The following is a 24813-nucleotide window of genomic DNA, read 5'->3' on the forward strand; positions in this document are numbered from 1 at the left end:
CCTCGTCGGCACGGCCGGCCCATCGCCACGCAGGGCGGGGCGGTGGACCGGTTCATGAGCCGCGTCGTCGATGGGCTCGACGGTCTCGGCGAGCGGCTGCGCCGCGTGTTGCCCGACGACCTGCTGCTGCTGGCCTGCCGCTTCAGCATCGCGGGCGTTTTCTGGCTTTCCGGCCGCACCAAGGTGGAGGGCTGGTTCACGCTGACCGACACCACCTTCCTGCTCTTTCGCCAGGACTACGCGCTGCCGCTGATCCCGCCGGAGATCGCGGCCTATTTGGCCACGACGGCCGAGCACGCGCTGCCGATCCTGCTGGTGCTGGGCCTGGGGACGCGCTTCGCGGCGCTGGGCGTGCTGGGCATGACGGCGGTGATCCAGACCTTCGTCTATCCCTCGGCCTGGCCCACCCACCTGAGCTGGGCCGCGCCGATGCTGGTGCTGCTCGGCCGGGGCGGCGGCCGCTGGTCGCTGGATCAGCTGATCGCGCGGCGCTGGCGGACCAGGTAACCCAGCGACAGCACCCCCAGCCAGACGGGGATCAGGTAGACGGACAGGCGCAGGCCCGGGGTCATGTACATCACCACCAGCATGCCGGCCATGAAGACCAGGCAGAACAGGTTGGTGAGCGGATAGCCCAGGCTCTTGAACCGGGTCTCCTGGCCCGCGGCGCGCTTGGCGGCGCGGAACTTCAGGTGGATCACGCTGATCAGCGCCCAGTTGATGACGACGGCCGAGACCACCAGGCCCATCAGGAACTCGAAGGCGCCGCCGGGCATCAGGTAGTTGATCAGCACGCAGACACCGGTGGCGGCGGCCGAGGCGGCCAGCGCCGCGACCGGGATGCCGCGCCGGTTCACCGCGAGCAGCGCCTGGGGCGCGTTGCCCTGCTGCGCGAGGCCGAAGAGCATGCGGCTGTTGCAGTACACGCCGCTGTTGTAGACGGACAGGGCCGCCGTCAGCACGACGATGTTGAGCACCGTCGCGACCGCGTCGCTGCCCAGGGCCTGGAAGATCAGCACGAAGGGGCTGCCGCCGCCGGCCACCTTCTGCCAGGGGTACAGCGCCAGCAGGATGGCCAGCGCGCCGATGTAGAAGATCAGGATGCGGTAGATGACCTGGTTGGTCGCGCGCGGGATGCTGTGGCCGGGGTCGTCGGCCTCGGCGGCGGTGATGCCCACCAGCTCGAGACCCCCGTAGGAGAACATGATCCCCGCCATGGCCATCGCCAGGCCGGTCACGCCGTTGGGGAAGAAGCCGCCGTGCTGCCAGAGGTTGGCGACGGTGGCCTCGGGACCGCCGTGGCCGCTGATCAGCAGCCACAGGCCGAAGCCGATCATCCCGATGATCGCGAGCACCTTGACGATGGAGAACCAGAACTCGGTCTCGCCATAGGACTTCACGCTGGCCAGGTTGATCAGGTTGATGACCGCGAAGAAGACCAGGGCCGAGACCCAGTGCGGCATGTCGGGCCACCAGTAGCGCACGTAGACGCCGACGGCGGAGAGCTCGGCCATGCCGACGAGGATGTAGAGGAACCAGTAGTTCCAGCCCGACAGGAAGCCGGCGAAGTGGCCGAGGTATTTGTTGGCGAAGTGGCTGAAGGAGCCGGCGACCGGCTCGTCCACGACCATCTCGCCGAGCTGCCGCATGATGAAGAAGGCGACCAGACCGGCGAGGCCGTAGCCCAGCAGGACCGAGGGGCCGGCGAGCTGGATGGTCTGGGCGATGCCCAGGAACAGGCCGGTGCCGATGGCGCCGCCGAGCGCGATGAGCTGGATGTGGCGGTTCTTCAGACCACGCTGGAGGTGGTTGTCTGGCGGGGAGGACTGCATTCTCTTGAGGCGACGGCCGTGGGGCACGTCACCGACTGCTGCGGAGAAGCGGGCATTTTCCTCGATCGGACAAATGCCTCGCGCCAGGGCGCGAGGGGTCATTGGACGCCCTCTTCCGCTGCGCGGGCGAGGGAGCAATGCAGGCTCGCTGACTTCGACGGCCCTCACCCCAAACCCCTCTCCCACTCCGTGGGCGAGGGGCCGCGATGCGCTCAGCATCTCGGGATGGGTTCGTCGCCCAGCATCTCAGGATGGGGTCGTCGCTCAGCATCTCAGGATGGGGTCGTCGCTCAACATCTCAGGATGGGTGCGTCGCTCACCATCTCGGGGTGGGGGTATGTCTTGCTTGGCCTGTCTGCCCCGCGAGTGCCTGAGCGCTGGCGACTCCCTCTCCCGCTGCGCGGGAGAGGGCGGGGGTGAGGGCCGTCGCACACCAGAGCCTTAATCGCTCCCGCGCCCGCGCAGCGGGAGAGGGAGTCCAATGACCCCTCGCGCCGTGGCGCGAGGCACTTCTCAGCGCAGCAACACACGCCGCCCCAGCGCCGCCAGCGGCCGGATCACCGCGCGCTGCACGCCCGGGCGCAGCGCCAGCGGCTTGATGGCCATGCGGATGGCCAGTTCCATCGGCAGGTGCGCGCCCACCAGGTCGATGGCGCGCTGGGCCAGCGCCTCGGCGTCGGCGATCGGCGCGGGCCCGCCGTCGATCGCGCCGCTCCTGAGCCGCCAGGCCACCGCATGCCGCAGCGCGATCGTGGCGTCCTCCCGCCGCAGTTCCAGCGCGCGACGCACCAGCGCCGCCAGCACCTGGCCGCGATGCAGCTTCTCGCGCTCGCGGTACTTCTGGAAGTAGGCGTAGAAATGCTTGTAGTGCTGGACCTCGTCGCCGCGGATGCGCCAGAACAGGTCGCGCAGCACCGGCTCGTCGCAGGCCTCGTGCAGGGCCTGGTAGTAGGTGGTGGTGCCCATCTCGACGATGCAGCGCGCCGCCATCTCCTGGCCGCGCGTGGGCTCGAGCTCGTCCATGGTGCACAGCCGGGCGTACTCGACGAAGAAGTCCGCGTAGGCGGCCTCCCAGTCGAAGCCGGGCCAGACCCGCTGGACATAGGCGCGCAGCGCGCGGCCGTGCTGCAGCTCCTCGGGCTCCCACTGGCGGTCGAGCCAGCCGGCGACCTCCTCGTCGTCCTCGAAGCGCTCGATCAGGTTGCGGGTGTAGGTGTCGCTGCCGCTCTCGACGAAGGAGGCGCTGCACACCAGCAGAAACAGCGAGTCGTTGTGGCGAATCCGGTCGACGTCGATGTCGTTGAGCGCCAGGTCCTCGATCGACCAGTGCGCCGCGGTCTGAAGTTCGGTCATGGAGGTTCAGCCGGCAATCGGCATGCGGAGACCTGGCCATGCTGCCCGCGCACTGTGTTCCGGGTGTGAACCCGCCTGGGGAGGCTGTGTCGGAAGGTGAACGAAGAACGCGGACGGCGACGTCCGGGTTCCGGTCAGTCCCGACCGCGCGCGGCGCCCGCCAGCGGACGACGCACGCGGCCCGCGCTCACTGCAGGTTCAGCGCGTTCGTCAGGTCGCCCATGGGTTGACCGCCGGCGGCCTTGAGCGCGTCGTCGCGCTTCTGCAGGCCGGGCAGCGTCGTCAGGCCGAAGCGGCGCGTGATCAGGCGCAGCACCGAGGCGGTGTCGTACTGGGTGTGGTCCACCGTGCCCATCTTCGAGAAGGGCGAGATCACCAGCGCCGGGATGCGCGTGCCCGGGCCCACCTTGTCGCCCTTGGGCGGCGCGACGTGGTCCCACTGGCCGCCGTTCTCGTCGTACGTGACGACGATCACCATGTTCTTCCACTGCGGGCTGGCCTGCAGCTTGGCCACCAGGTCGGCGATCTTCTGGTCCGCGTTGGCGATGTTGGTGTAGCCCGGGTGCTGGTTGTACAGGCCTTCCGGCTTGTAGAAGGTCACCGCCGGCAGCGTGCCCGCGGCCGCGTCCTTGACCAGGTCGTCGTAGTCCTTCAGGTGGGCCGCGCGGTCCGAGGCGTGGGTCACCGGGTCCATGTTGGCGTAGTAGTTGAAGGGCTGGTGATGTGGCTGGAAGTCCACCGCGTCCGCCGCCGCCACGCCGTTGGCGTTGCCCGCGTAGATCACCGTGCGCTTGGCCGTGGCCACCTGCTGGCCGTCCTTGGACGCGTTGTTCCAGGAGCCGCCATACCAGGCCCAGTTCACGCTCTTGGCCGTGAGCAGGTCGCCGATGTTCTGCTGCGTCTGCACCGGCAGCGTGGTGCTCTTGGAGGCGTCCGCGTACAGCGCGTCGTTGCCGTTGAGGTCGGCCGGGCCGTTGCCCGAGGGCTGGAAGGCCGGCTGCATGGTGTTGACGGCGTAGAACTTGTTGTCGCCGAAGTAGTTGGCCGGCGTGATGTTGCCGCTGCCCGCGAAGGTCGGCGCGCCGTCCAGGGCCGAGGCCTTGCTCGTGCCGGCCAGCGTCAGGTTGCTCGTGTACGAGCCGTCGGCGTTCTTGTCCAGGACCTGGATCGTGGGCTTGGCGGCGGCCGTGTCGGCGTTCGGGTACTCCGGCGCGCAGGCGCAGATCAGGTACTGGTGGTTCAGGAAGGAACCGCCGAACGCGCCCTGGAAGAAGTTGTCGGCCAGGGTGAATTGCTGCGCCAGCTTGTACAGCGGCGAGGCGCTGTAGTCGAAGTAGCCCATCACCAGGCCGCCCGAATCGCCGAAGGCGGCGAACATGTCGTTCTTGCCGCCGTTGATCTGCATCTGGTTCTCGAAGAAGCGGTGATACAGGTCGCGCGTGATGACGCTGCCGTCGATGGTGGCGTTGGCGCTGGCCTGGAAGGCGGTGCCGACGTTGAAGGGCGCGTTGGCCAGGCCGGCGCTCTGCGCCTGCGTCACGTTGACGGTGCTGCCCGGCGCGGTCACGCCGCCCCAGACCGGCGGCAAGGTGGCCAGCACGGTGCCGTTGCGGTCCTTCTGCGCGATGTAGGCGGCGGTGACCTTGCCGGTCGCGTCGACCACCGTGCTCAGGCCGTTGGCGCCCGGGAAGTTCCCGTACAGGTTGTCGAAGGCGCGGTTCTCCGCATAGATCACGACGATGTTCTGGACCTTGTTCTGCAGCGCGGTGGTCGTGTCCACCGGCGCGTCGTTGCTGTCGCTGCCGAAGCAGCCGCCCAGGGTCAGCAGCGCGCCCAGCGCGATCGGGGTCAGGACGTGCTTCAGGCGCGGGGTACGGAATGCAATCTTCATGAGCGGACTCCAGCAAGGAGAAATGGCGAACGGCGCGCAGCTTCGTGTCGGCACATGACATGTCCGTGTCATTCGTTGCCGGTACACCGTGGTTTGCGCACAGTTCCTGCGCGATGCGTGAGGATGTCGTTAAGAACCTTTCGCGACACCGTTAATCTGTGCGAATTCCTTGCTGTTCCCCGTTCCCGTTGCCTGCCGTACCGCCGTGACCGTCCTGCCTGACTCCCGATCCGTGACCGCCCCCATTCAGGTGCTCCAGAATTCGCCCGCGCGGGCATCCCGGTGGCGCCGCCCCGTCCCGGTGCTCGCGATGGGCGCGGTCTGCGTCGCGGTCGACGCGTTCGTGGGCCAGGCGTTGGGCGGTGGCGCCGCGCGGGCGGCGACGGCCGGATCCGCGGCATCGGCGCCCGCGGCGCCCAAGCCCTTCTACGCGACCGCCTTCGAGCGCCGTCCCGGCGCCAACGAGCTCACCGAGATCGGCCGCAAGCTCTTCTTCGACAAGACGCTGTCGGCCTCGGGGGTCATGTCTTGCGCGTCCTGCCATGACCCGGCCCATGCCTACGGACCACCGAACGCGCTGCCCGTGCAACTGGGCGGCCCGACGGGTGCCGTGCCAGGCCTGAGGGCGGTGCCCTCGCTGAAGTATCGGCAGACGACGCCGCAGTTCTCCGAGCACTTCTTCGACAACGACGGCGACGACAGCCTGGACCAGGGCCCCACCGGCGGCTTCGCGTGGGACGGCCGCGCCGCGTCGGCGCACGAGCAGGCCGAGGCGCCCTTGCTCTCGCCCTTCGAGATGGCCAACGCGGACCGGGCGGGCGTCGTGGCGCGGATGCGGGGCTCGGCCAACGCGGCGCTGCTGCGGCAGGCCTTCGGCCCCCATGTGCTCGACGACCCGGGTCTGGCCTGGAACGCGCTGGTACTGGCGCTGGAGGTCTTCCAGCAGAGCCCCCGGGACTTCGCCCCCTTCAGCAGCCGCTACGACGCCTACCTGCGCGGCAAGGGCGTGCTGACGCCGGCCGAGGCGCGCGGGCTGGCGCTCTTCGAGGCCAAGGACAAGGGGAACTGCGCGTCCTGCCATCCCAGCGTGATCAAGCGCGGCGCGATGCCGGTCTTCACCGACATGGGCCACATCGCCATCGGCGTGCCGCGCAACGCCGCCATCCCGGCCAACCGCGACGCCGCCTTCCACGACCTGGGCACCTGCGGTCCGCTGCGCACCGACCTGAAGGACCACCCCGAGTACTGCGGGCTGTTCAAGACCCCGTCGTTGCGCAACGTGGCGACGCGGCGGGTGTTCTTCCACAACGGGGTCATGCATTCGCTGGAGGAGGCGGTGCGCTTCTACGCGCAGCGCGACACGAACCCGGAGCGCTTCTATCCCCGCGATGGCCGGGGCCACGTGAAGGTCTTCGACGACCTGCCGGCGAAGTACCGCGACAACCTCAACGACGAGGCGCCGTTCGGCGGCAAGCGCGGCGGCAAGCCCGCGCTGAGCGAGCCCGAGATCCGCGACATCGTCGCCTTCCTGAAGACCCTGGACGACGCCGCGCCGGCGCCCGCGGCCGGGCGCTGAGCGCCCCCGGTGGCGACCCCGTTTGCGGCGCCGGCACGACGCCGGGACGCAGGCTCCGGGTCTGTCAGGTTGACGCCAGCGATGGGGTGGTTAATCCTGCCTTCGCTCATCAAACCAACAAGCCCAACAGGAGACTTCATGGAGCGTCGTTCGTTCGTCAAGCAGGCGGGTCTGGCCGGGGTGCTGGCCGCCGGGGCGGCTCCGGCCGTGGTGCATGCGCAGGCCAATCTGCGCTGGCGCATGGCATCGAGCTTCCCCAAGCAGCTCGACACCATCTACGGCGCCGGCGAGGTCTTCGCCAAGAAGGTGAGCGAGCTCAGCGGCGGCAAGTTCCAGATCAGCGTCCATGCGGGCGGCGAGCTGATGCCGGCCTTCGGCGTGGTGGACGGCGTGCAGAACGGCACCGTCGAGATCGCCCACACCGTCCCCTACTACTTCTTCGGCAAGGACGAGACCTTCGCCATCGGCAGCGCCATCCCATTCGGGCTGAACTCGCGCCAGATGACCGCGTGGACCTATCACGGCAACGGCCTGAAGCTGATGCGCGAGTTCTACCGGAACTACAACATCATCAACTTCCCCGGCGGCAACACCGGCGCGCAGATGGCGGGCTGGTATCGCAAGGAGATCAAGTCGGCGGCCGACTTCAAGGGCCTGAAGTTCCGCATCGGCGGCTTCGCCGGCCGCGTGATCGAGCGCATGGGCGGCGTGCCGCAGAACCTGCCGGGCGGGGAGCTCTATTCCGCGCTGGAGAAGGGCACCATCGACGCGGCCGAGTGGGTGGGCCCGTACGACGACCTGAAGCTGGGCTTCGACAAGGTCGCCCCGTACTACTACTACCCGGGCTGGTGGGAGGGCGGTCCGCAGGTGGACTTCTACCTGAACATCAAGGCCTACAACGCGCTGAGCCCGGAATACAAGGCCATCGTGGAAGCGGCCTCGGCCTACACCCACGTGGACATGCAGGCCAAGTACGACGTCGTGAACCCGCAGGCGCTCAAGCAGCTGGTGGGCGGCGGCAAGACCAAGCTGATGCGCTTCCCCAAGGACGCGATGGACCTGGCGTTCAAGGAGTCGATGCAGCTGTACGCCGAGCTGTCGGCCAAGAACCCCAACTGGAAGAAGGTCTACGAGGACTACGCCAACTTCCGCCGCGACCAGAACCTGTGGTTCCGCTTCGCCGAGGCGGGCTTCGACGACTACATGCAGTCGCAGCGCTTCTGAGCCTCCCGCGGGACGGGCCGCGCGACGGGAGTCGCCGCGGCCACCCCGACGTGAATCGAGCCGGCGCTCCCGCGAGGGAGCCCGGCTCGATGTCCATGGGCGGGCGCCAAGCGGCGCCCAGGGGCGGATCAGTCGTTCAGGAAGGGCAGGGTGTCCTGGAAGTCCTGGGCCTCGACCTTGCGGGCGACCAGGCGGGCGCAGCCCTTCAGGCGGGAGAGATCCTCGGAGACCAGCGCGGGATTGGCCTGCAGGCTGAAGCAGCACACGGTGCCGAAGATGCGGCCGTCGGACAGCACCACCGGCGTGCTCAGGTGGGCGCCGATGGGCACCGGGGTGGCGGGGAGCTCGTACTGCCGGGCGACCTGGGACGCGTCGGTCATGAGTTCGGGGGCGCGACCCTCGACGATGCGCTGGCAGTAGCTCTGTTCCAGCGGGGCGGCGTCGCCCACGGCCACCTCGATCGCGGAATGGCCGTCGACGAAGCGGAAGACCCGCTCACCGTCGAGGAACTCCGAGACGAAGACCACGTCCATGTGGAGCTGCTCGCGCAGGCCCTTGAGGACGTCGCTGATGCGGGCGTCGAGATCGGTGTCGAAGGTGTCCGAGGTGGCGGCCAGCAGTTCGGAGATGGCCACGTCGAGGGAATGAGCGGTGAACGGGCGGTCGTACATCTGATGCGAGACGGCGGATGGGTGAAGCTCAAGCTACCACCGGCGCAGGGCCGGATGGCGCTCCGACGAAGGGCTCAAGGTTACAGCCTGTAGGGGCCGGGCGGACCTTCGGAAACTGGGGGACGGGCTCTATGCGAATGCCGATCGCGAGCCTAGACTTCCGGGCGTTTCCTGCCATTCGCCCCTTGTCGCCGGAGAAGCTCCACGGGTGTCGCGTCGCGCGATGCGAACCCCAGTGACGGCCACGCGCACAAGGAGGCCCGAACCACACGCCGACACGGCGACAGGAGGGTGGTCATGTGGGAACGATGGTTGACGAGCGCCCCCAACATCGCGGGCACGCTGTCCATTTCCGCGGGGCTGGCGCTGATTCCGGCGTCGGGCCTGCTCGACGATTCGAAGTTCAGGGAGAAATGCGAGCGCGCCGCGCAGGCGACGGCGGAGCGCATGGCCCGAGCGACGCCGCAGGCCACCGCGCCCACGCCCGCGCGGGCGGCCAGCGCGACGCGCCTCCCGGTCCGCTGAGCGAGACGCCGGCACGCGCCCGGCACGCGCCCGACATCCGGGCTTCACCTCCCGTTCACCGACCTTCAGCGGATCCTCAGGTGCCGGACAGGCTTCCGACGGCCTGCGCTGGCATCCTGGGCGGCATCGGGGCGCGCCGCCACGGGCGCGCGGGATGTCGACCATGGACCTGCCGACGATGGATCTGGACGAGCCTCAGGCGCAGCGGCCCGCGCAGACGGAGTTCATCGCGCTGGCCCTGGGGCTGCTGCTCGTGCTGGCCTGGTCCGCGAGCGGTCTGGATCTCGTCGTGGCGCGGCATTTCGGGTCGGCGCGCGGTTTCGACTGGCGCGATGCCTGGCTCACCCGGCGCCTGATCCACGACGGCTCGACCGGGGTCGCCTGCGCCGCGATGGCGCTGCTGGCCGGCTCCCTCCTGTTTTCCGTCCCCCTCCTGCGAGACGTGCCGCGCGCATGGCGCTGGCGCTGGATCGCGACCACGCTGGCCAGCATCCTGCTCGTCGTGGTGCTGCGCCAGCAGAGCGGCGTGAGCTGCCCCTGGTCCCTCAAGGAGTTCGGGGGCGTCGCCGCCGCCTGGACCTCCTGGACCTGGCTGGGCGGCAGCGACGGCGGCCCCGGTCAGTGCTTCCCGTCGGCGCATGCGGCGATCGGCTTCGCCTTCCTCTGCGGCTGGCACGCGCTGCGACCCCATGCGCCGCGCGCGGCCACGGTGTGGCTGATCGCGAGCCTGGTCTTCGGCCTGGCGCTCAGCGCGACGCAGGTCGTGCGCGGGGCCCACTTCGTGAGCCACTGCCTGTGGTCGGCCTGGCTCTGCTGGGCGACCGCGGTCGTCGCCTTCCGCGTGATGCCGCTTCGCGGGCGGTGAGACGCCGTCGCGCCACGCGACGCGATACGGCCCGCGCCGCGTGACCGGTCGCGCACGAGCGCTCAGAACATCGTCGAGCGATGCGCGCCGAGCGCCGCCATCACGCCGTCGGCCACCGCCAGCGTCACGTTCCCGGCCGCGCGCGCGGCGTCGCCGCAGGCGAACACGTTCTTGAGGCTGGTCTCCTGCGTCGGTCCGACCTGGATGAAGGGCCCCATCGGCCCGTCCTCCATCGCGCAGCCGAGTTGCGCCGCGATCGGGCTGCTCGGCGAGGTGCGCGGCTGCGTGAACAGCCCGTTCATCGACAGCCTGCGGCCGTCCTGCAGCACGACCTCGGCGAGACCCTCGATGCGGACGATGGGCGTGGGCTCCACGACCGTCCCGCGGCGGGCGAGGGCGTCGAACTCCTCGTCGCTCGGCGTGAAGGCGCCGTTGAGGAACAAGGTCGGCGAGCCCCAGTCGGGCAGCATGAGCCCGTGGTGCTGCGCCATCGCGGAGCTGGCGATGATGCCGATGCGGCCGGCGTCCATCTCGTAGCCATGGCAGTAGGGGCAGTGGAAGACGCTGCGTCCCCAGCGCTCGGCAAGACCTGGCACCGGCGGCAGCTCGTCGCGCACGCCGGTGGCCAGGATCAGACGGCCGGCGTCGACGGTCAGCGCGCCGACGCGGAACTCGAAGCGGCCGTCGTCCCGCGTGCGGGCCTGGTCGGCGAGGCCCTCCAGCCAATGGACCGTGGGATAGCGGAGCAACTGCCGGCGCGCCTCGGCGGCGATGGCGGCGGGGGCGCGGCCGTCCTGGGTGAGGAAGCCGTGCGATTCGCCGTCCGCCTCGTCCACGAAGCGGTTGCGGCGCTGGCCGGCGTCGACGACCAGGACCTGGCGGCGGGCGCGCGCCAGTTGCAGCGCGGCGGACAGGCCGGCATAGCTGCCGCCGATGATGGCGAAATCAGTCTTCATGGCGGTGCTCCTCGAGTCGGTGATGCCCGTCGCCGCCGGCCTGGTGGTGCCGGGCCAGGCGGTGATGGAAGTCGCGGGACAGGGCGGCCAGTGTCACCGTGCCCAGGCGCTTGAGCAGGGCGGCCTCGGCCTCCTGCACCGCGGCGCCGAGCGACTCGTTCACCGCCTGCGCGACCAGGCACTCGGGCCGGTCCTCGCGGAAGCCGAGCGACACGAGCGCCGGCGCGCCGAGGGCCTCATGGACGTCGCGCAGGGTGATGCGGTCGAGCGGGCAACTGATCACCCAGCCGCCGCCATGGCCCTTGGCCGACGCCACGAAGCCGGCCTCGCGCAGGCCGGTCATCAGGCGGCGCAGGACGACCGGGTTGGTCGACATCGCGGCGGCGAGGGACTCCGAGGTCGAGGGGCCGTCCCCCTCCGCCATGTGGAGGAGGACGTGCAGGACATCCGACAGCTGGCTGCTTGGTTTCATGCAACATTATGAGTTGCATGAGAAAGACCTTGTGACGGAACGGGAGAAGCCGGGCGGGCGGCGAGGGCGCGCCGACCGGTGGCGACGAGCAGGACGATCAGCGCGGCCTGCAGCACCAGCGCGAAGATCGAGGCCTCGAGCCCGAACTCCCCGCCGCTGAGCCAGGTGGGCTGCTGGCCGAAGTGGACCTGGAACCAGGCCTGGTGCGAGGAGATGCCGCTCACGCCGAAGCCCAGCGATTGCTGCAGCAGGTTCCAGCCGAAGTGCAGGCCGATGGGCAGCGCGAGCGAGCCGGTGCGCAGGTAGAGGACGGTCTGGAGGACGCCGTTGGCGAAGAGGTTGGCCATTGCCGTGGCCAGCAGCGCGGGACCGACCTCGAGGTTGCCCGGCAGGTGGGCGATGCAGAAGAGCAGCCCGAAGAGCACGGTCGCCGGCCAGACGCCCATGCCGCGCAGGGCGCGCTGGAAGGCGAAGCCGCGGAACAGCAGTTCCTCGAAGAGCGCGCCGCCGAGGAAGGTGGCGACGAGCTTGAGCTCGACGGCCCAGGTGGGGCCGGCCATGGGGCTGAGCCGCACGTCGGCCCACAGCATCACGGCCGCGGCGCTGACGCCGATCATGGCGGCGCCGGCCAGGACGCCCAGGACGGATTCACGCAGGAAGCGGCCGTCCAGCCGCAGGCCGAGATCGGCGACGCGGGACCCCTCCAGCCGGGTGGCCCCGTAGGTGATGGCCAGGCCCATGACGGTGATCAGGATGGCGCTGGGCGCGAAGGGTTTGACGGAGGCGGGGAGGCTGTGACCGACGACGCCGACGATCACGAAGCAGGCCATGGCCGCCAGGATGAAGAAGAGGCTTTTCCAGCCGTCACGGACCTGGGCCCGTTCGTTGCGCAGGGAGAGTGTCAAGGTCGCTCCTCCGGAGGGGTGTGGTGGATCAAGGCGGGCGCATGATCTCCACTCGCCGTCCGGCGGGCGACCGCGCGCCGCCGCAACGACGTCGCGCATTGACGAACTGCAGGGGCGGGCGACGAACGGGAAGGGCGTCGCTATCTCAGGCGCTGGTCGTAGCGCCAGGCGCGGACCTTCGCGGCACTGATCTGTCTTGCGTCGGCGTGCACGGGATTCAACAGGACGTTGAACTCCTCGGGGACCAGCACCGAGGGCACGACCAGCAGCGCGCTCTCTCCTTGGGCGAGCCAGCCATCGCCGAGATCGAGCGAGATTCGTCCGACAGGGATGGCGTCCCAGCCGGGGTTGATGGTCTCCGTGAGCAGGGCCTGCTTGCGGGCCCAGATCTCGTCGGGGATGTCGACGCGAACGAGGTATCGATTCAGCGGCAGCGCGCCGCCGCCGAGATGGACCATGGTTTCGAGGCAGGCCAGCGCGGCGGTCGTGGACAGGTAGACGACGGCGCGTCCGGGGCGGTTCCAGCGGCCGCCGGTGATCTCGGCGCCGCGTCCCTTGAGGTCCTCGGCGACGTCGTCCGGCGTGTCCGTTCCAATGCGCCAGAGATGCACCGTCACGCGTAGGCCCCGCTCTGCATCTGGGCGACCAGTCCGGACACCAGGAGCTGACCTTCCGCGGTGTCCATGTACTCGGCGGGGCGCCGCCCGGCCAATGCGGGGACCGGGCCATCCAACCACGACCAGGTCCACGCGGCCGCGTCGAAGCCACTGGGGTCGCCCGACTCGTCGACCATGGTCTGGACCTGACCGATCAATCGGATCAGGCCCATGATCCGGGAACTCTCGTCGGGGGAGAGCATGCGGCCCTCACGCGCCTTGCGCTCGATCGTGGCGCGTGCCAGTCCGAGGGCGCCGAGCAGCCGTTCCTTGGAGAGCCCCATCCGGCCGGCAAGCGTCTCGACGATGCCGGGGGGCAAGCCTTGCTTCACCAGGGACACACGCTCCAGGGGATCGGACTTGTGGAAGGCGACGAAGTCCTCGCCGCGCCACTGACCCGACTCCGCGAACCTGGCCAATGCGGCGCCGGCAGCCGAAGGGGGCTGGGCCGTCGGGCGCGCTCGAGCGAGGCCGCGCGACGACGGGGGCGGCGGAGAGGTCTTGGACATGAAGCGCTCCTTTGAGCGCTGAGTATCGCTCGATTGAGCGTATGGCAAAGCGGCATGCATCGAGATCCTCGCTGGGCGGTTCGGCCGTTGGAGGAGGCGAGTCTCGGCGACGCTGGGCGAGCGCGCGATCCGCTGAACCAGTCGTTGTGAGGTCCCGGACAGCATGGATGCGGGGATCCCGCCCCTGGAGTAGGGGAGAGCAGGCCGGCGGCGTGCCTGCTCGCGGCCCGGTCGGGGACTGACGATCATTCGGGCAGCGGCGATCAGTCGGACGAGGGTTGGCGTCAGGCCCGCGCCAGCACCTCCCGGATCGCCCGCGTCAGCGTCCCCAGCTCGATGGGCTTGGCGACGTAGGCCTGGAAGCCGGCCGCCAGGCCTTCCTGCCGGTCCGCGACCATGGCGAAGGCGGTCAGCGCCACCGCCGGCAGCGCCTCCGGGCCGCCGCCGGGCAGTTGCCGCACCGCGCGGATCAGCGATCGACCGTCCATCTCCGGCATCCCGATGTCCGAGACCAGCAGGTCGAAGCGATCGGGGGCCTCGCGCAGCAGGTCAAGCGCCTCCCTCGCGCTCGCGGCCACGAACACCTTCGCGCCCAGCCGGCTCAGCGCCACCTGGCCGACATCGCGTGCATCCTCCTCGTCGTCCACCAGCAGCACCCGCACGCCCGCCAGGCTGTCCTCCGACAGGTCCACCGGCTCGGTCGAGGGCGGCGGGGGCAGGGCACAGTCCGGCAGCGGTGGCAGGCGCAGCTCGAAGGTCGCGCCGCCGCCCGGGCCGGGGCTGTCCGCGGCGATCCGGCCCTGATGCAGCGTCGCGATCGCCCGGGCGATGGCCAGCCCCAGACCCAGCCCGCCGGCCTTGCGCGTCGAGGACCCGTCCTCCTGCCGCAGCCGATCGAAGACATAGGGCAGGAACGCCGGCGAGATGCCGCGCCCCGTGTCCCTGACCCGCAGCACCGCGCCGTCCTCGTCCAGCGCCACCTCGACGTCCACGCGGCCGCCGCTCTCGGTGAACTTGATCGCGTTGCCGATCAGGTTGGTCATCACCTGCGACAGGCGTTGCGCGTCGCCGGAGACCCACACCGCGTCGGGCGCGCGGCAGTTCAGCGCCACGCCCTTGCCCTGGGCCTCGTGCAGCGCGCCCAGCACCGACTCCGACGCCAGCGCCGCCAGGTCCAGCGGCGCCGGTTGCAGCACCAGCTTGCCGGCCACCACCGCGCTCATGTCCAGCAGGTCGTTGATCATCCGCGCCTGCAGCTGGGCGTTGCGGCGGATCACCGCCGCGGCCTTGCCCAGCAGCGGATGGGCGTCGGCGAAGTTGCCAAGGATGTCCGCCCAGCCGGTGATCGCGCTCAGCGGCGAGCGCAGCTCGTGCGACAGCACCGCCAGGAACTGGTCCTTGAGCTCGTTGGCGCGCTCCGCCGCCGCCTTGCCCTCGCGCAGCGCCTGCTGCGCCTCGTAGGCCGGCGTGGCGTCGCGGATGATCTTGGAGTAGCCCGTCAGGTCGCCCGCGGCATTGAAGTGCGGCGTCACCACGCCCTCGGCGCGGAAGCGCGATCCGTCCCGCCGCATCAGCCAGCGGTCGTCGCGCGCCGCGCCCTGGGTCGAGGCCATCGCCAGCTCGTTCTCCAGCACGTCGGCCGCCCGGTCCTCCGGCGTCAGCAGGAGCTCCGCCGACAGGCCGCGCACGGCATCCAGCGCGTGGCCGAAGATCGTGCTCGCCGCGCGGTTCCAGTCGCGGATGCGGCCCTCGGTGTCCAGCAGCACCACCGCGTAATCGTGCAGCGAGTCCACCACCCGCGCATACAGCGCGTCGGCCTCGCGCAGCTGGGCCTCGACCTGGCGCTGGGCCTCGCGCTGACGCACCTCGCGCAGCGCGCGGTCGATGGCCACGGGGAGCCGCGCCAGCCGGCCCTTCATGACGTAGTCGGTGGCACCGCGCTTGAGCAGCTCCACCGTGTTCTCCTCGCCGATCACGCCGGACACGAAGATGAAGGGCGTGCCCGGCACCGCGTGCTGCGCGAGCGCAAGCGCCTCCGCGCCGGTGAAGCCGGGCAGCTGGTAGTCCGACAGGATCAGGTCGAAGCGCTGCGTCTCCAGCGCGCCCAGCAGCCCGGGCTCGTCCTTGACCCAGGTCACCCGCGCGCGCGGATGGGTGGTCTCGAGCGAGGCCTGCAGCAGCTCGGCATCGAAGGTCGAGTCCTCCAGCAGCAGGATCTCGAGCGGCGGCTCGGGCTCGGACACGCGTTCAGTCATGGGTCATTCGTAGCGTCGCGTGGCGCGCAGCGAGCCCGGTGGCGGCTCGTTGAGCACGGCCCAGAACACGCCCAGGTCGGCGATCGCCGAGACGAACTGCTGGAAGTCCACCGGCTTGACCACGTAGGCGTTGACGCCCAGTTCGTAGCTCTGCACCACGTCCGACTCCGTCTGCGACGAGGTCAGCATCACCACCGGGATGCTCTTGAGCGGCTCGGTGCCGCGCACCGCCTTGAGCACCTCCAGGCCGTTCACCTTGGGCAGCTTCAGGTCCAGCAGGATCACGGCGGGATTGCCCTCCGAGCGGCCGCCGTGCGCGCCCTCGCGGTTCAGGTAGTCCAGCGCCTCGGCGCCGTCGCGCACCACGACCACCTCGTTGGCCAGCTGGCTGCGCGCCAGCGCGACCAGGGTGAGCTCCAGGTCGCGGGCGTCGTCCTCGACGAGCAGGATAGGCTTGAGCATGTCGGTGCGGGTCGTGGGTGTCGTCATCGTCGTCATCGTTGTTGGCGTCGTCTTCGTCCTTGTCGGTGGGGGTCAGGCCTTGCGCTCGCCGTCGATCTCGGCCGTCGCCGTCATCGCCGCGTCGCGCAGCGCGCCATCGAGGGCCGCCTCACCGGACTGGGCCTCCTGCATCTCGCGCGTGGGCAGCGTGAAGCCGAAGCGCGCGCCGTGGTCCGGCGCGCCCCAGGCCTCGACCTGACCGCCGTGGCGCTCGACGATGCGGCGCACGCTGGCCAGGCCGATGCCGGTGCCCTCGAAGGATTCGGTCTGGTGCAGCCGCTGGAACACGCCGAACAGCTTGCCCACGTACTTCATCTGGAAGCCCACGCCGTTGTCCGTCACCCGCAGGCCCGCGCCCTGAGGGCCGGCGATGCCTTCGATCTCGATGCGGGCGGGGTCGCGCGGCCGCGTGTACTTCACGGCGTTGCCGATGAGGTTGCGCACGGCCACCTGCAGCAGCACCGGATCGCCCCACAGCGCCGGCAGCGGCCGCTGGACGCGCCATTCGATGCGGCGGTCCTGGAGCTGGGTGTTCTGCTCGTCGATCAGGTCGTCGACGAGGTGCTCGGTGTGGATGGCGGACGGCTTGAGCGCCGAGCGCCCCATGCGCGAGAAGTCCAGCAGCGCGTCCACGAGCTGGCCCGCATGGGCCGAGGCCTCCTTCACATGGGCCAGATAGCGGCGCGAACGCTCGGAGAGGCCGGCGCCTTCCATCTCCAGCACCAGGTCGACGAAGCCGGCGATGTGGCGCATGGGGGCGCGCAGGTCATGGGACACGGTGTAGGAGAAGGCTTCCAGCTCCTTGTTGACGCGGCCCAGCTCCATCGCCACCTCGGCCATCTCCTCGGCGCGGCGCAGCACGATGCCGATCAGCGCCTGGCGCAGTTCCTGCACCGCGTTGACCTCGCCGGGCGTCCAGGGCAGGGAGCGGCCGCCGACCTGTTCCCGCCAGCTGTCGAAGCTGAGCCGCGGATGCAGGCGCTGGCGCGCGTCGGCGGCGAGCTCCTTGCGCGGATCGCCGGCCCACACGATGGTCTGCACGATCTCCGGCCGGAACCACACGATGTAGTGGCGGTGCAGCTTGGAGATCGAGATCGCCAGCAGGCCCGCGGTCGTGCCGAGCTCGGCGGCCAGCGCCGGCGCCTCCAGGGGCAGCCGGTCGCCGTGCCAGACCTCGTCGATGCGGTTGCCCAGCCACTGGCCCAGCTGGACCAGCGTGCCGTGGGACGGGGTCTCGCCCACCGACCAGCATTGGTCGTTGAGGATCACCGCGGCGCCCGTCGCGCGGCCCAGGCGCAGCAGCGGGCCGGGCTCGTCCATCAGGCGCTGCAGCGTCGCGTCGCTGTCCGCCAGGTGGGCGACGATGGCCAGCGTCAGCTGCCGCAGGCGCAGCTGCTCGGTGACCTGCTCGTTCTCCTCCTTGGCCTCGATCTGCAGCGACAGCAGCTGGCCCAGGTGCTCGCAGGCCATGCGGGTCTGCCACGACAGGTGCCGGGGGGCGTGGTCGTGGCAGGACACCAGGCCCCACAGCCGGCCGCCGACCATGATGGACACCGACATCGAGGCCAGCGTCCCCATGTTGCGCATGTACTCGAGGTGCACCGGCGACACGCTGCGCAGCGCGGCCTGGGAGAGGTCGAGCGCCGTGCCGTCGCGGCCGTCGACGAAGCGCACGGGGACCGGCTGGTAGTGCGCGTCGGCGATCAGCCGGATGTGGTTGACGCGGTAGAGCTCGCGCGCCTGGGGCGGGATGTCCGCGGCGGGGAAGTGGTGGCCGGCGTAGCTGGCGTAGCCGCGGTCCAGGACCTCGGCCAGCACCTCGCCGTGGCCGTCGGCGTCGAAGCGGTAGGCCAGGCAGCGGCCGAATCCGGTGAGCCGCTTCATCTCGGCGACCACGACGCGGCAGAGCTCGTCCACCGCGCTGGTGCGCTGCATCAGGGGCACGAGGTGACGCGCCAGGCTGTAGATCGGGGCGCGGGTGCCGGCGTCGGCGGCGTCCGGGAGCTCGGGTTCCAGCTCGACATAGACGAGGTCGCCGAGGCGGTGACCGGTCGCATGGAGCCGGCGGCCGCCAAGTGCCAGCGGCCCGCAGGACACCGGCCCCTCGCCGTCGCGCAGGGCGTGGCGCGTGTCGAGCACCGGGCCCAGCGCGTCCTCGATGTAGGCGGCGAGCAGGCCGTCCGGCGCGTCGAGCAGGGCGGCCCAGTTCTCGCTGCGGGCTGTCAGGCGACCCTCGCGCAGGTCGAAGACCGCCAGCCAGCCATGGGGCTGGATCGCGCCGGGAATGCGGATCGGCTCGCTGGCGCAATGGGCCAACTGGGCGTCGGACAGCGAGGAGACGGGCGGCGGCGTCTGCGTCATGGACAAGGGCGGGGCGAGGAGCGGCAAGTGGAGGGGATCGTCGCCCGGGCAAATGCCGTTCCCGGGGGATGATGCGGGCTCGCAGACGGGCGGTGGGAGCGGGATTTGCCGAACCGTCCCGATGCCCGTCCCCCGTGGACGCCCCCTTGGACCTCTTGCCGCAGGGTTTGCCATGCCGCACGCCGTCATCGTCGACGACAACCTCGAATCCAGCGAGACGCTGGCCATCCTCCTGGAAATGGAGGGCTACTCCGCCGCCACGGCGGCCTCGCTCCGCGACGCCCGCCAGCAGATCGCGGACCATCGGCCCGACGTCATGGTGCTCGACCGGGCGCTGCCGGACGGGCAGGGGATGGACTTCATCGTGGAGGCGTTGAAGGGCGGGCCGATGACGGTGGTCATGCTCACGGGGACCTCGGATCCGGGGGACGCGGCGGAAGCGATCCGGCGGGGGGCGGCGGCCTACCTGGTGAAGCCGGCGACGATCGATCAGCTCAAGGCGGTGCTGGATCGGGCGCCGTTGTCGGCGTAGGGGTGGGGAGGGGCCCGAAGACCCTCACCCCAACCCTCTCCCGCAAGCGGGAGAGGGGGCACACCGCGCACTGTCAATCGCGGGGGCGCGGTCCCTGTGCGCTCCCTCTCCCGCTTGCGGGAGAGGGCAGGGGTGAGGGTCTTCGGCCTCCGCAGGCCTCGGTCCCGTGTTCTCAGCGGAACTCGTCCAGCTGAATCCCGTGACGGTGGAGCTTGTCGTACAGCGTCTTGCGTGGCGTCCCCAGCAATTCCATCGCGGCGGGGACCTTGCCGCCCGAGCGGCGCAGCGCCTGCTCGATCAGCGCCTTCTCGACCATCTCCATCTGGCGAGCCAGCCCCAGCGTCGGCACGGCCTGCAGCGCCTCGCTGCTGTCCAGGTCGTCCAGCGCCAGCACGAAGCGGTCCGCGGCGTTGCGGATCTCCCGGACGTTGCCCGGCCAGTCATGCGCCATCAACTCGCGCAGCTTCTCCGGCGTCAGCTCCGGTGCCTCGCGCTCGTAGCGCTTGCAGGCCTGCGCGACGAAGTGCTCGAACAGCAGCGGAATGTCCTCGCGCCGCTCCCGCAGCGGGGGCAGCGTCAGGGTCGCGATGTTCAGGCGGTAGTAGAGGTCGCTGCGGAACTGGCCGCGCTCGCCCAGCTCCTTCAGGTCGGCCTTGCTCGCGGCGATGAAGCGCACGTTGATCGGCTGTTCCTCGTTCGAGCCCAGGCGCTCGACGCGACGCTCCTGCAGCACGCGCAGCAGCTTGATCTGCAGCGGGATCGGCATGGTCTCGATCTCGTCGAGCAGCAGCGTGCCGCCGTTGGCGTGCTCCAGCTTGCCGATGCGGCGCTTGCCCGCCGAGGTGAACGCGCCGGACTCGTGACCGAAAAGCTCGCTCTCGAAAAGCGCCTCGGGCAGACCGCCGCAGTTGATCGCCACGAAGTGGCGGTCGCGGCGCGGGCTCTGGTCGTGCAGGCAGCGGGCGACCAGCTCCTTGCCGGTCCCCGTCTCGCCCAGGATCATCACGTCGGCCGAGGTCGACGCCAGGTTCAGCACCTGGCGACGCAGCTGCTGCATCGAGGCCGACTTGCCCAGCAGCGCGGCCTCGATGCCGCTGGCCGCCTGCAGCTGCGAGCGCAGCTCGTCCGCCGAATGGCGCAGCATCCGCAGGTCCAGCGCGCGGCGCGTCGTGTCCAGCAGGCGCTCGGGCGCGAAAGGCTTCTCGATGAAGTCGTAGGCGCCGGTGCGCATGGCCTGCACCGCCATCTGCACGTCGCCGTGCGCGGTGATCAGGATCACCGGGATGCCGGGATCCGTGCTCTGCACGTGCGCCAGCAGCGCGCGGCCGTCCATGCCGGGCAGCCGCACGTCGGTGATCAGGATCACCTGCGCGCCGGGCTGCAGATGCGGCAGCGCCTCCTCCGCCGTGCGGCACGGCACCACGCTCAAGCCCTCGAGCTCCAGCGTCTGGGTCAGGCTGACCCGCACCGGCAGGTCGTCCTCGACGAACACGACCTTGTAGCCCTCAAACATACTGACCCTCCTCGGCCTGCCAGGTCTCGACCGCGAGGTCGAACTCGAAACTCATGCCCTGATCGAGCCGGTGCGCCCGCAAGGCGCCGCCGAACTCGTGAACGATCTTCGACGAGATCACCAGTCCCAACCCCAGACCCTCGCCCGCGGGCTTGGTCGTGAAGAAGGGCTCGAAGAGGCGAGGCAGCAAGGCCTCGCCCAAGCCCGGTCCGCTGTCCTGGACCTGCACCAGCACGCGCTGGCCGTCCTCCAGCGGCACCGCCGCCACGCGCAGGCGCCGCTCGGCGCCGTCGTGCGGCGGCTCCGACGCGATCGCGTCGATGGCGTTGGCGAACAGGTTCACCAGCACCTGCTCCAGCCGGTTGGACTCGGCCCGCACCCGCAGCCCCTCGGGCACCTCGACCTCGAAGCGCAGGTCCAGCGCGCGGGTCCGGTGCTCCAGCAGCAGCTTGGCGTTGTTGACGCAGCTCAGCAGCGACACGGCCATGCTCACCCGCTCCGCCTTGCGGGCGAAGCTCTTGAGCTGGCGCGTGATCTGCCCCATGCGTTCGACCATCTCGTCCATCGTCTGCAGGTTGTCCGCGACCGCTTGCGTGCGGCCGGCCTCCAGCAACCTTTGCGAATTCCGTGCCAGCGCGCGCAAGGCGGTCAGCGGCTGATTCACTTCGTGCGACAGACCGGCCGACATCTGCCCCAGCACCGCCAGCTTGCTGGTCTGCAGCAGCTCGCCCTCGGCCTGTTCGCGCTGCGCGATCTGCTCCAGCAGCTCCTCGTTGGTCTGGCGCAGCTCGGCCGTGCGCTCGTCCACCGTGCGCTCGAGCTGGGCGTGCGCGTCCTGCAACTGGCCCTTGGCGTGGAAGAGCTGCCGCAGCGCCCGCCGCCGCGAGGCCAGGTACAGCAGCAGCATGCCGATGGCCGCGCCGAAGGCCGCGCCGCTCCAGGCGGCGAGCCGCGCCTGGCGCCGCACCTCGGACAGGTCGGACAGCGCCAGCAGCCGCAGGCCCAGCGGCAGCAGCTGCCGCTCCTGCGCCAGCAGCGTGGCGCTGGCGGGGGCGGGCGCCCGCACCAGCAGGCTGTTGTAGGCCTCCAGCGCGCCGGGCAGGCCCAGGTCCGGACCCACCTTGGGGTAGCGCGCGCTGGCCTGCAGCCGGTCGCGCTCGGCCGCGTCGGCGTGGTTGAGCACCGCGTAGCGCCAGTCCTCCACCGAGCTCATGATCACCACGCCCTGGTCGTCCGACACCAGGATGCGCTCCCCCTGCGAGCGCAGCCCCAGGTCCACCCAGGTCGCCTCCAGCGGGGCGAGGTTGAGCTTGACCACGATCACGCCCTGCAGGGTCTGGTTGCGGCGCAACGGATGCAGCAGGAAGAAGTTGGTGCTGCCGGTGGCGCCGGCCTGGCCCGCGTCGGCGGCGAAGAAGTGGTGGCGGTCCTGCGCGATCGCCTGCTGCAGGCGCAGCGGCGGGGTCAGCGGCTCGCTGGACGCCAGCACGCGGCCCTCGGGGTCGGCGACGAAGATCTGGGTCGTGCCCGCCCGGACGTTCACCCGCGCCAGCGCCAGGCTGGCGGCCCGCCGCAGCGACTCGTCCTCGGGCTGCTCCATCAGCCGGGTGACGCTGTCGTCGATGGCCAACAGGCTGGGCAGGTAGGCGTGGCGGCCCAGCTCGGTCTGCAGGTTGGAGGCGTAGAGCTCCAGCCGCTCCGTCGCCAGCGCGCTGAGCTGGTCCAGGCTGGCGCGCTCGCTCAACCGGTGGCCCAGCAGCAGGCCGGCCAGCATCAGCACCCCGGTGAGATACAGGTAGAAGCTGGGCCGGCCGAGTTGTTGCGTCAGCCGCTGCTGCAGGGTGGGGGTGGGGGCTGCCGAATCCATGGGGGGCGAAAAACGACGCCTAGTGTGCCCAAGTTGGCACGGGCGGTGCATGGCACGCCCCCGTTTTTTCTCCTCTGGCGACTATTCGCCCGGCTGGCTAGGCGGTTTGTGCGGATTTCCGCACCCCGTTGCGTGGCCGAGACTGGAAGCACAGTGCCGGACGCTGTCCGCGAAGCGTGACACGTCGGTGAATACCCTCGAAACGAGCGGGCTGGCACGGGGGTTGCACCCCTCGGCCCGTCACGCGGCGCAAGCCGTGTCCAACAACATGCTGGGGCCCTATGGAGATACTTTTTCAGCAGATCATCAACGGACTGGTGCTGGGGAGCATGTATGCCCTCGTCGCGCTGGGATACACGATGGTCTACGGGATCATCAACCTCATCAACTTCGCGCACGGCGAGGTGCTGATGGTCGGCGCGATGGTGAGCTGGACGGTCGTGACCGCGCTGGCGCCGCTGGGCCTGCCCGGCTGGATGCTCATGATCATCGCGCTGTGCTGCGCGATCGTCGTCTGCACGCTGCTCAACTTCGCGATCGAGAAGATCGCCTACCGGCCGCTGCGCAACGCGCCGCGCCTGGCCCCGCTGATCACCGCCATGGGCATGTCGCTGCTGCTGCAGACCCTGGCCATGATCATCTGGAAGCCGAACCCCAAGCCCTTCCCGCAGCTGCTGCCCGCTGACCCGATCATGATCGGCGGCGCGGTGATCACGGTCACCCAGATCCTGATCCTGGTGTCGACGGTGGTGATCCTGGGCGGCCTGATGTTCCTGGTGAATCACACCAAGATGGGCCGCGCGATGCGCGCCACCGCCGAGAACCCGCGCGTGGCCGCGCTGATGGGCGTCAAGCCCGACTTCGTCATCTCGATGACCTTCGTGATCGGCGCCTCGCTGGCCGCGGTGGCCGGCATGATGTGGGCGGCCAACTACGGCACGGTGCAGCACTCGATGGGCTTCATGCCCGGCCTGAAGGCCTTCACCGCCGCGGTGCTGGGCGGCATCGGCAACCTCGCCGGCGCCATGGTCGGCGGCGTGCTGCTGGGCCTGATCGAGGCGATCGGCGCCGGCTACCTGGGCGACCTGACCGGCGGCGTGCTGGGCAGCAACTACGCCGACATCTTCGCGTTCATCGCGCTGATCCTCGTCCTGACGCTGCGCCCCTCCGGCCTGCTCGGCGAGCGCGTCGCGGACCGCGCCTGAGGAGCCTCACATGCAGAACAACAAGTCCACCAAACTCATCGCCTTCCTGATCGCCGGCGTGCTGCTGCTGGCGCTCCCGCTGTTCGCGCAGTCCTTCGGCAACGGCCCGGTGCGGATCATCGACCTGGCGCTGCTGTACGTGCTGCTGGCCCTGGGCCTGAACATCGTCGTCGGCTACGCCGGCCTGCTCGACCTGGGCTACGTCGCGTTCTACGCGGTCGGGGCCTACATGGCGGCGCTGCTCAGCAGTCCGCACCTGGCCGAGAACTTCGAGAACATCGCGGCGAGCTTCCCCAACGGGCTGCACCTCCCGCTGATCCTCACGATCCTGGCCGCGGCGGCGCTGGCCGGCTTCTTCGGCATGCTGCTGGGCGCGCCCACGCTGAAGCTGCGCGGCGACTACCTGGCCATCGTGACGCTGGGCTTCGGCGAGATCATCCGGGTGTTCCTGAACAACATGGAGTACCCGCTGAACATCACCAACGGTCCGCGCGGCATCGGTCAGATCGACGGCGTGCGCTTCCTGGGCTTCGAGTTCAACCAGGCGCACGAGTTCTTCGGCTTCACCGTCAACTCGGTGACGATGTACTACTACCTGTTCCTGGCGCTGGTGGTGGGCTCGGTGCTGGTGTGCTACCGCCTGGAGACCTCCCGCATCGGTCGCGCCTGGATGGCCATCCGCGAGGACGAGATCGCCGCCAAGGCCATGGGCATCAACACCCGCAACATGAAGCTGCTGGCCTTCGGCATGGGCGCCACCTTCGGCGGCGTGGCCGGCTCGATGTTCGCGTCCTTCCAGGGCTTCGTCTCGCCGGAATCCTTCAGCCTGCAGGAGTCCGTGATGATCGTCGCCATGGTGGTCCTGGGCGGCATCGGCCATATCCCGGGCGTGATCCTGGGCGCGCTGCTGCTGGCCGCGCTTCCCGAAGTGCTGCGCTACGTCGCCGGTCCGCTGCAGGAGCTGACCGACGGCCGGCTGGACGCCGCCATCCTGCGCCAGCTGCTGATCGCGCTGGCCATGATCGTGATCATGCTGATGCGCCCGCGCGGCCTGTGGCCGTCGCCCGAGCACGGCAAGTCGCGGCCGCAGCCGGCCGACGGCAAGTCCGCCAAGCCCGCCGCCAAGGCGGCCTGACCGGCAGGA

General features: G+C 70.2%; 22 protein-coding genes. 8 read left to right on the plus strand and 14 right to left on the minus strand.

Going from position 1 to position 24813, the window contains the following annotated elements; translation table 11 throughout:
• Nucleotides 1-54 precede the first annotated feature (54 nt).
• Nucleotides 55-507: a DoxX family protein gene (locus MCHT01_RS06090; RefSeq protein WP_067063736.1), complete on the plus strand. Its 453-nt coding sequence runs from the start codon at nucleotides 55-57 to the stop codon at nucleotides 505-507.
• Here MCHT01_RS06090 and MCHT01_RS06095 read toward each other — a convergent pair.
• The 3 genes from MCHT01_RS06095 to acpA all read right to left on the minus strand — a co-directional run bounded on the left by MCHT01_RS06095 (nucleotide 474) and on the right by acpA (nucleotide 5076).
• Nucleotides 474-1832 (minus strand): amino acid permease, encoded by a 1359-nt coding sequence (locus MCHT01_RS06095; RefSeq protein WP_067063738.1) that lies wholly within the window; start codon nucleotides 1830-1832, stop codon nucleotides 474-476. The genes MCHT01_RS06090 and MCHT01_RS06095 overlap by 34 nt on opposite strands.
• Before the next feature lie 513 nt (nucleotides 1833-2345).
• Complete coding sequence (locus MCHT01_RS06100) at nucleotides 2346-3185, minus strand: ferritin-like domain-containing protein (protein WP_067063741.1); 840 nt, start codon at nucleotides 3183-3185, stop codon at nucleotides 2346-2348.
• Nucleotides 3186-3372: 187 nt separating this feature from the next.
• Nucleotides 3373-5076 carry an acid phosphatase gene (gene acpA, locus MCHT01_RS06105; protein ID WP_067063742.1) on the minus strand — a complete coding sequence of 568 codons (1704 nt, stop codon included), beginning with the start codon at nucleotides 5074-5076 and terminating at the stop codon, nucleotides 3373-3375.
• A gap of 310 nt (nucleotides 5077-5386) precedes the next feature.
• Between acpA and MCHT01_RS06110 the strand changes: the two genes are divergently transcribed.
• Together MCHT01_RS06110 and MCHT01_RS06115 are read left to right on the plus strand one after the other, a co-directional pair.
• Nucleotides 5387-6652, plus strand: coding sequence for a cytochrome-c peroxidase (locus MCHT01_RS06110; protein ID WP_067063745.1), 1266 nt, complete (start codon nucleotides 5387-5389; stop codon nucleotides 6650-6652).
• A gap of 138 nt (nucleotides 6653-6790) precedes the next feature.
• On the plus strand, nucleotides 6791-7876 hold the full coding sequence (locus MCHT01_RS06115) for a TRAP transporter substrate-binding protein (RefSeq protein WP_067063746.1): 1086 nt from the start codon (nucleotides 6791-6793) through the stop codon (nucleotides 7874-7876).
• Between the two features lie 128 nt (nucleotides 7877-8004).
• Here MCHT01_RS06115 and MCHT01_RS06120 read toward each other — a convergent pair whose 3' ends face one another.
• Complete coding sequence (locus tag MCHT01_RS06120) at nucleotides 8005-8511, minus strand: GAF domain-containing protein (RefSeq protein WP_169806100.1); 507 nt, start codon at nucleotides 8509-8511, stop codon at nucleotides 8005-8007.
• A gap of 333 nt (nucleotides 8512-8844) precedes the next feature.
• Between MCHT01_RS06120 and MCHT01_RS06125 the strand changes: the two genes are divergently transcribed.
• Together MCHT01_RS06125 and MCHT01_RS06130 are read left to right on the plus strand one after the other, a co-directional pair.
• On the plus strand, nucleotides 8845-9072 hold the full coding sequence (locus MCHT01_RS06125) for a hypothetical protein (RefSeq protein ID WP_067063750.1): 228 nt from the start codon (nucleotides 8845-8847) through the stop codon (nucleotides 9070-9072).
• Nucleotides 9073-9235: 163 nt separating this feature from the next.
• Complete coding sequence (locus MCHT01_RS06130) at nucleotides 9236-9937, plus strand: phosphatase PAP2 family protein (protein WP_245643177.1); 702 nt, start codon at nucleotides 9236-9238, stop codon at nucleotides 9935-9937.
• A 62-nt stretch (nucleotides 9938-9999) separates the two neighbouring features.
• On the opposite strand, the gene MCHT01_RS06135 is transcribed toward MCHT01_RS06130, so the two are convergent.
• The 8 genes from MCHT01_RS06135 to MCHT01_RS06170 all read right to left on the minus strand — a co-directional run bounded on the left by MCHT01_RS06135 (nucleotide 10000) and on the right by MCHT01_RS06170 (nucleotide 18579).
• Entirely contained in the window at nucleotides 10000-10893 is an 894-nt protein-coding gene (locus MCHT01_RS06135; RefSeq protein ID WP_067063752.1) for an NAD(P)/FAD-dependent oxidoreductase, read from the minus strand.
• Complete coding sequence (locus tag MCHT01_RS06140) at nucleotides 10883-11365, minus strand: Rrf2 family transcriptional regulator (RefSeq protein ID WP_067063755.1); 483 nt, start codon at nucleotides 11363-11365, stop codon at nucleotides 10883-10885. Before MCHT01_RS06140 ends, MCHT01_RS06135 begins: the two co-directional genes overlap by 11 nt.
• The gene (locus tag MCHT01_RS06145; protein WP_067063757.1) at nucleotides 11362-12270 is read right to left on the minus strand and encodes a CPBP family intramembrane glutamic endopeptidase; all 909 of its coding nucleotides are present in this window, start codon (nucleotides 12268-12270) and stop codon (nucleotides 11362-11364) included. The genes MCHT01_RS06140 and MCHT01_RS06145 overlap by 4 nt, the downstream gene beginning before the upstream one ends.
• Nucleotides 12271-12410: 140 nt before the next feature.
• The gene (locus tag MCHT01_RS06150; RefSeq protein WP_067063760.1) at nucleotides 12411-12887 is read right to left on the minus strand and encodes an RES family NAD+ phosphorylase; all 477 of its coding nucleotides are present in this window, start codon (nucleotides 12885-12887) and stop codon (nucleotides 12411-12413) included.
• The gene (locus MCHT01_RS27295; protein ID WP_245643178.1) at nucleotides 12884-13435 is read right to left on the minus strand and encodes an Xre family toxin-antitoxin system antitoxin; all 552 of its coding nucleotides are present in this window, start codon (nucleotides 13433-13435) and stop codon (nucleotides 12884-12886) included. Before MCHT01_RS27295 ends, MCHT01_RS06150 begins: the two co-directional genes overlap by 4 nt.
• A 284-nt stretch (nucleotides 13436-13719) precedes the next feature.
• Nucleotides 13720-15690 carry a hybrid sensor histidine kinase/response regulator gene (locus tag MCHT01_RS06160; protein ID WP_067063763.1) on the minus strand — a complete coding sequence of 657 codons (1971 nt, stop codon included), beginning with the start codon at nucleotides 15688-15690 and terminating at the stop codon, nucleotides 13720-13722.
• A 3-nt stretch (nucleotides 15691-15693) separates the two neighbouring features.
• Entirely contained in the window at nucleotides 15694-16152 is a 459-nt protein-coding gene (locus MCHT01_RS06165) for a response regulator (protein ID WP_067064036.1), read from the minus strand.
• Between the two features lie 72 nt (nucleotides 16153-16224).
• A complete protein-coding gene (locus tag MCHT01_RS06170; RefSeq protein WP_245643179.1) occupies nucleotides 16225-18579 on the minus strand; it encodes an ATP-binding protein in 2355 nt (784 codons plus the stop codon).
• Between the two features lie 145 nt (nucleotides 18580-18724).
• Here MCHT01_RS06170 and MCHT01_RS26685 point away from each other — a divergent pair, with 145 nt between their 5' ends.
• Entirely contained in the window at nucleotides 18725-19084 is a 360-nt protein-coding gene (locus MCHT01_RS26685) for a response regulator (protein ID WP_067063765.1), read from the plus strand.
• Between the two features lie 172 nt (nucleotides 19085-19256).
• Here the strand turns inward: MCHT01_RS26685 and MCHT01_RS06180 are convergent, their stop codons facing one another.
• On the minus strand, nucleotides 19257-20597 hold the full coding sequence (locus MCHT01_RS06180) for a sigma-54-dependent transcriptional regulator (RefSeq protein ID WP_067063767.1): 1341 nt from the start codon (nucleotides 20595-20597) through the stop codon (nucleotides 19257-19259).
• Entirely contained in the window at nucleotides 20590-22464 is a 1875-nt protein-coding gene (locus tag MCHT01_RS06185) for a sensor histidine kinase (protein ID WP_067063770.1), read from the minus strand. Before MCHT01_RS06185 ends, MCHT01_RS06180 begins: the two co-directional genes overlap by 8 nt.
• Nucleotides 22465-22745: 281 nt before the next feature.
• Here MCHT01_RS06185 and MCHT01_RS06190 point away from each other — a divergent pair, with 281 nt between their 5' ends.
• Entirely contained in the window at nucleotides 22746-23669 is a 924-nt protein-coding gene (locus MCHT01_RS06190; protein ID WP_067063772.1) for a branched-chain amino acid ABC transporter permease, read from the plus strand.
• 10 nt (nucleotides 23670-23679) lie between these two features.
• Nucleotides 23680-24804, plus strand: coding sequence for an ABC transporter permease subunit (locus tag MCHT01_RS06195; RefSeq protein ID WP_067063776.1), 1125 nt, complete (start codon nucleotides 23680-23682; stop codon nucleotides 24802-24804).
• Nucleotides 24805-24813 lie beyond the last annotated feature (9 nt).

The organism is Mitsuaria chitosanitabida ATCC BAA-476 = NBRC 102408, from assembly GCF_001598255.1.
GTDB classification, from domain to species: domain Bacteria; phylum Pseudomonadota; class Gammaproteobacteria; order Burkholderiales; family Burkholderiaceae_C; genus Roseateles; species Roseateles chitosanitabidus.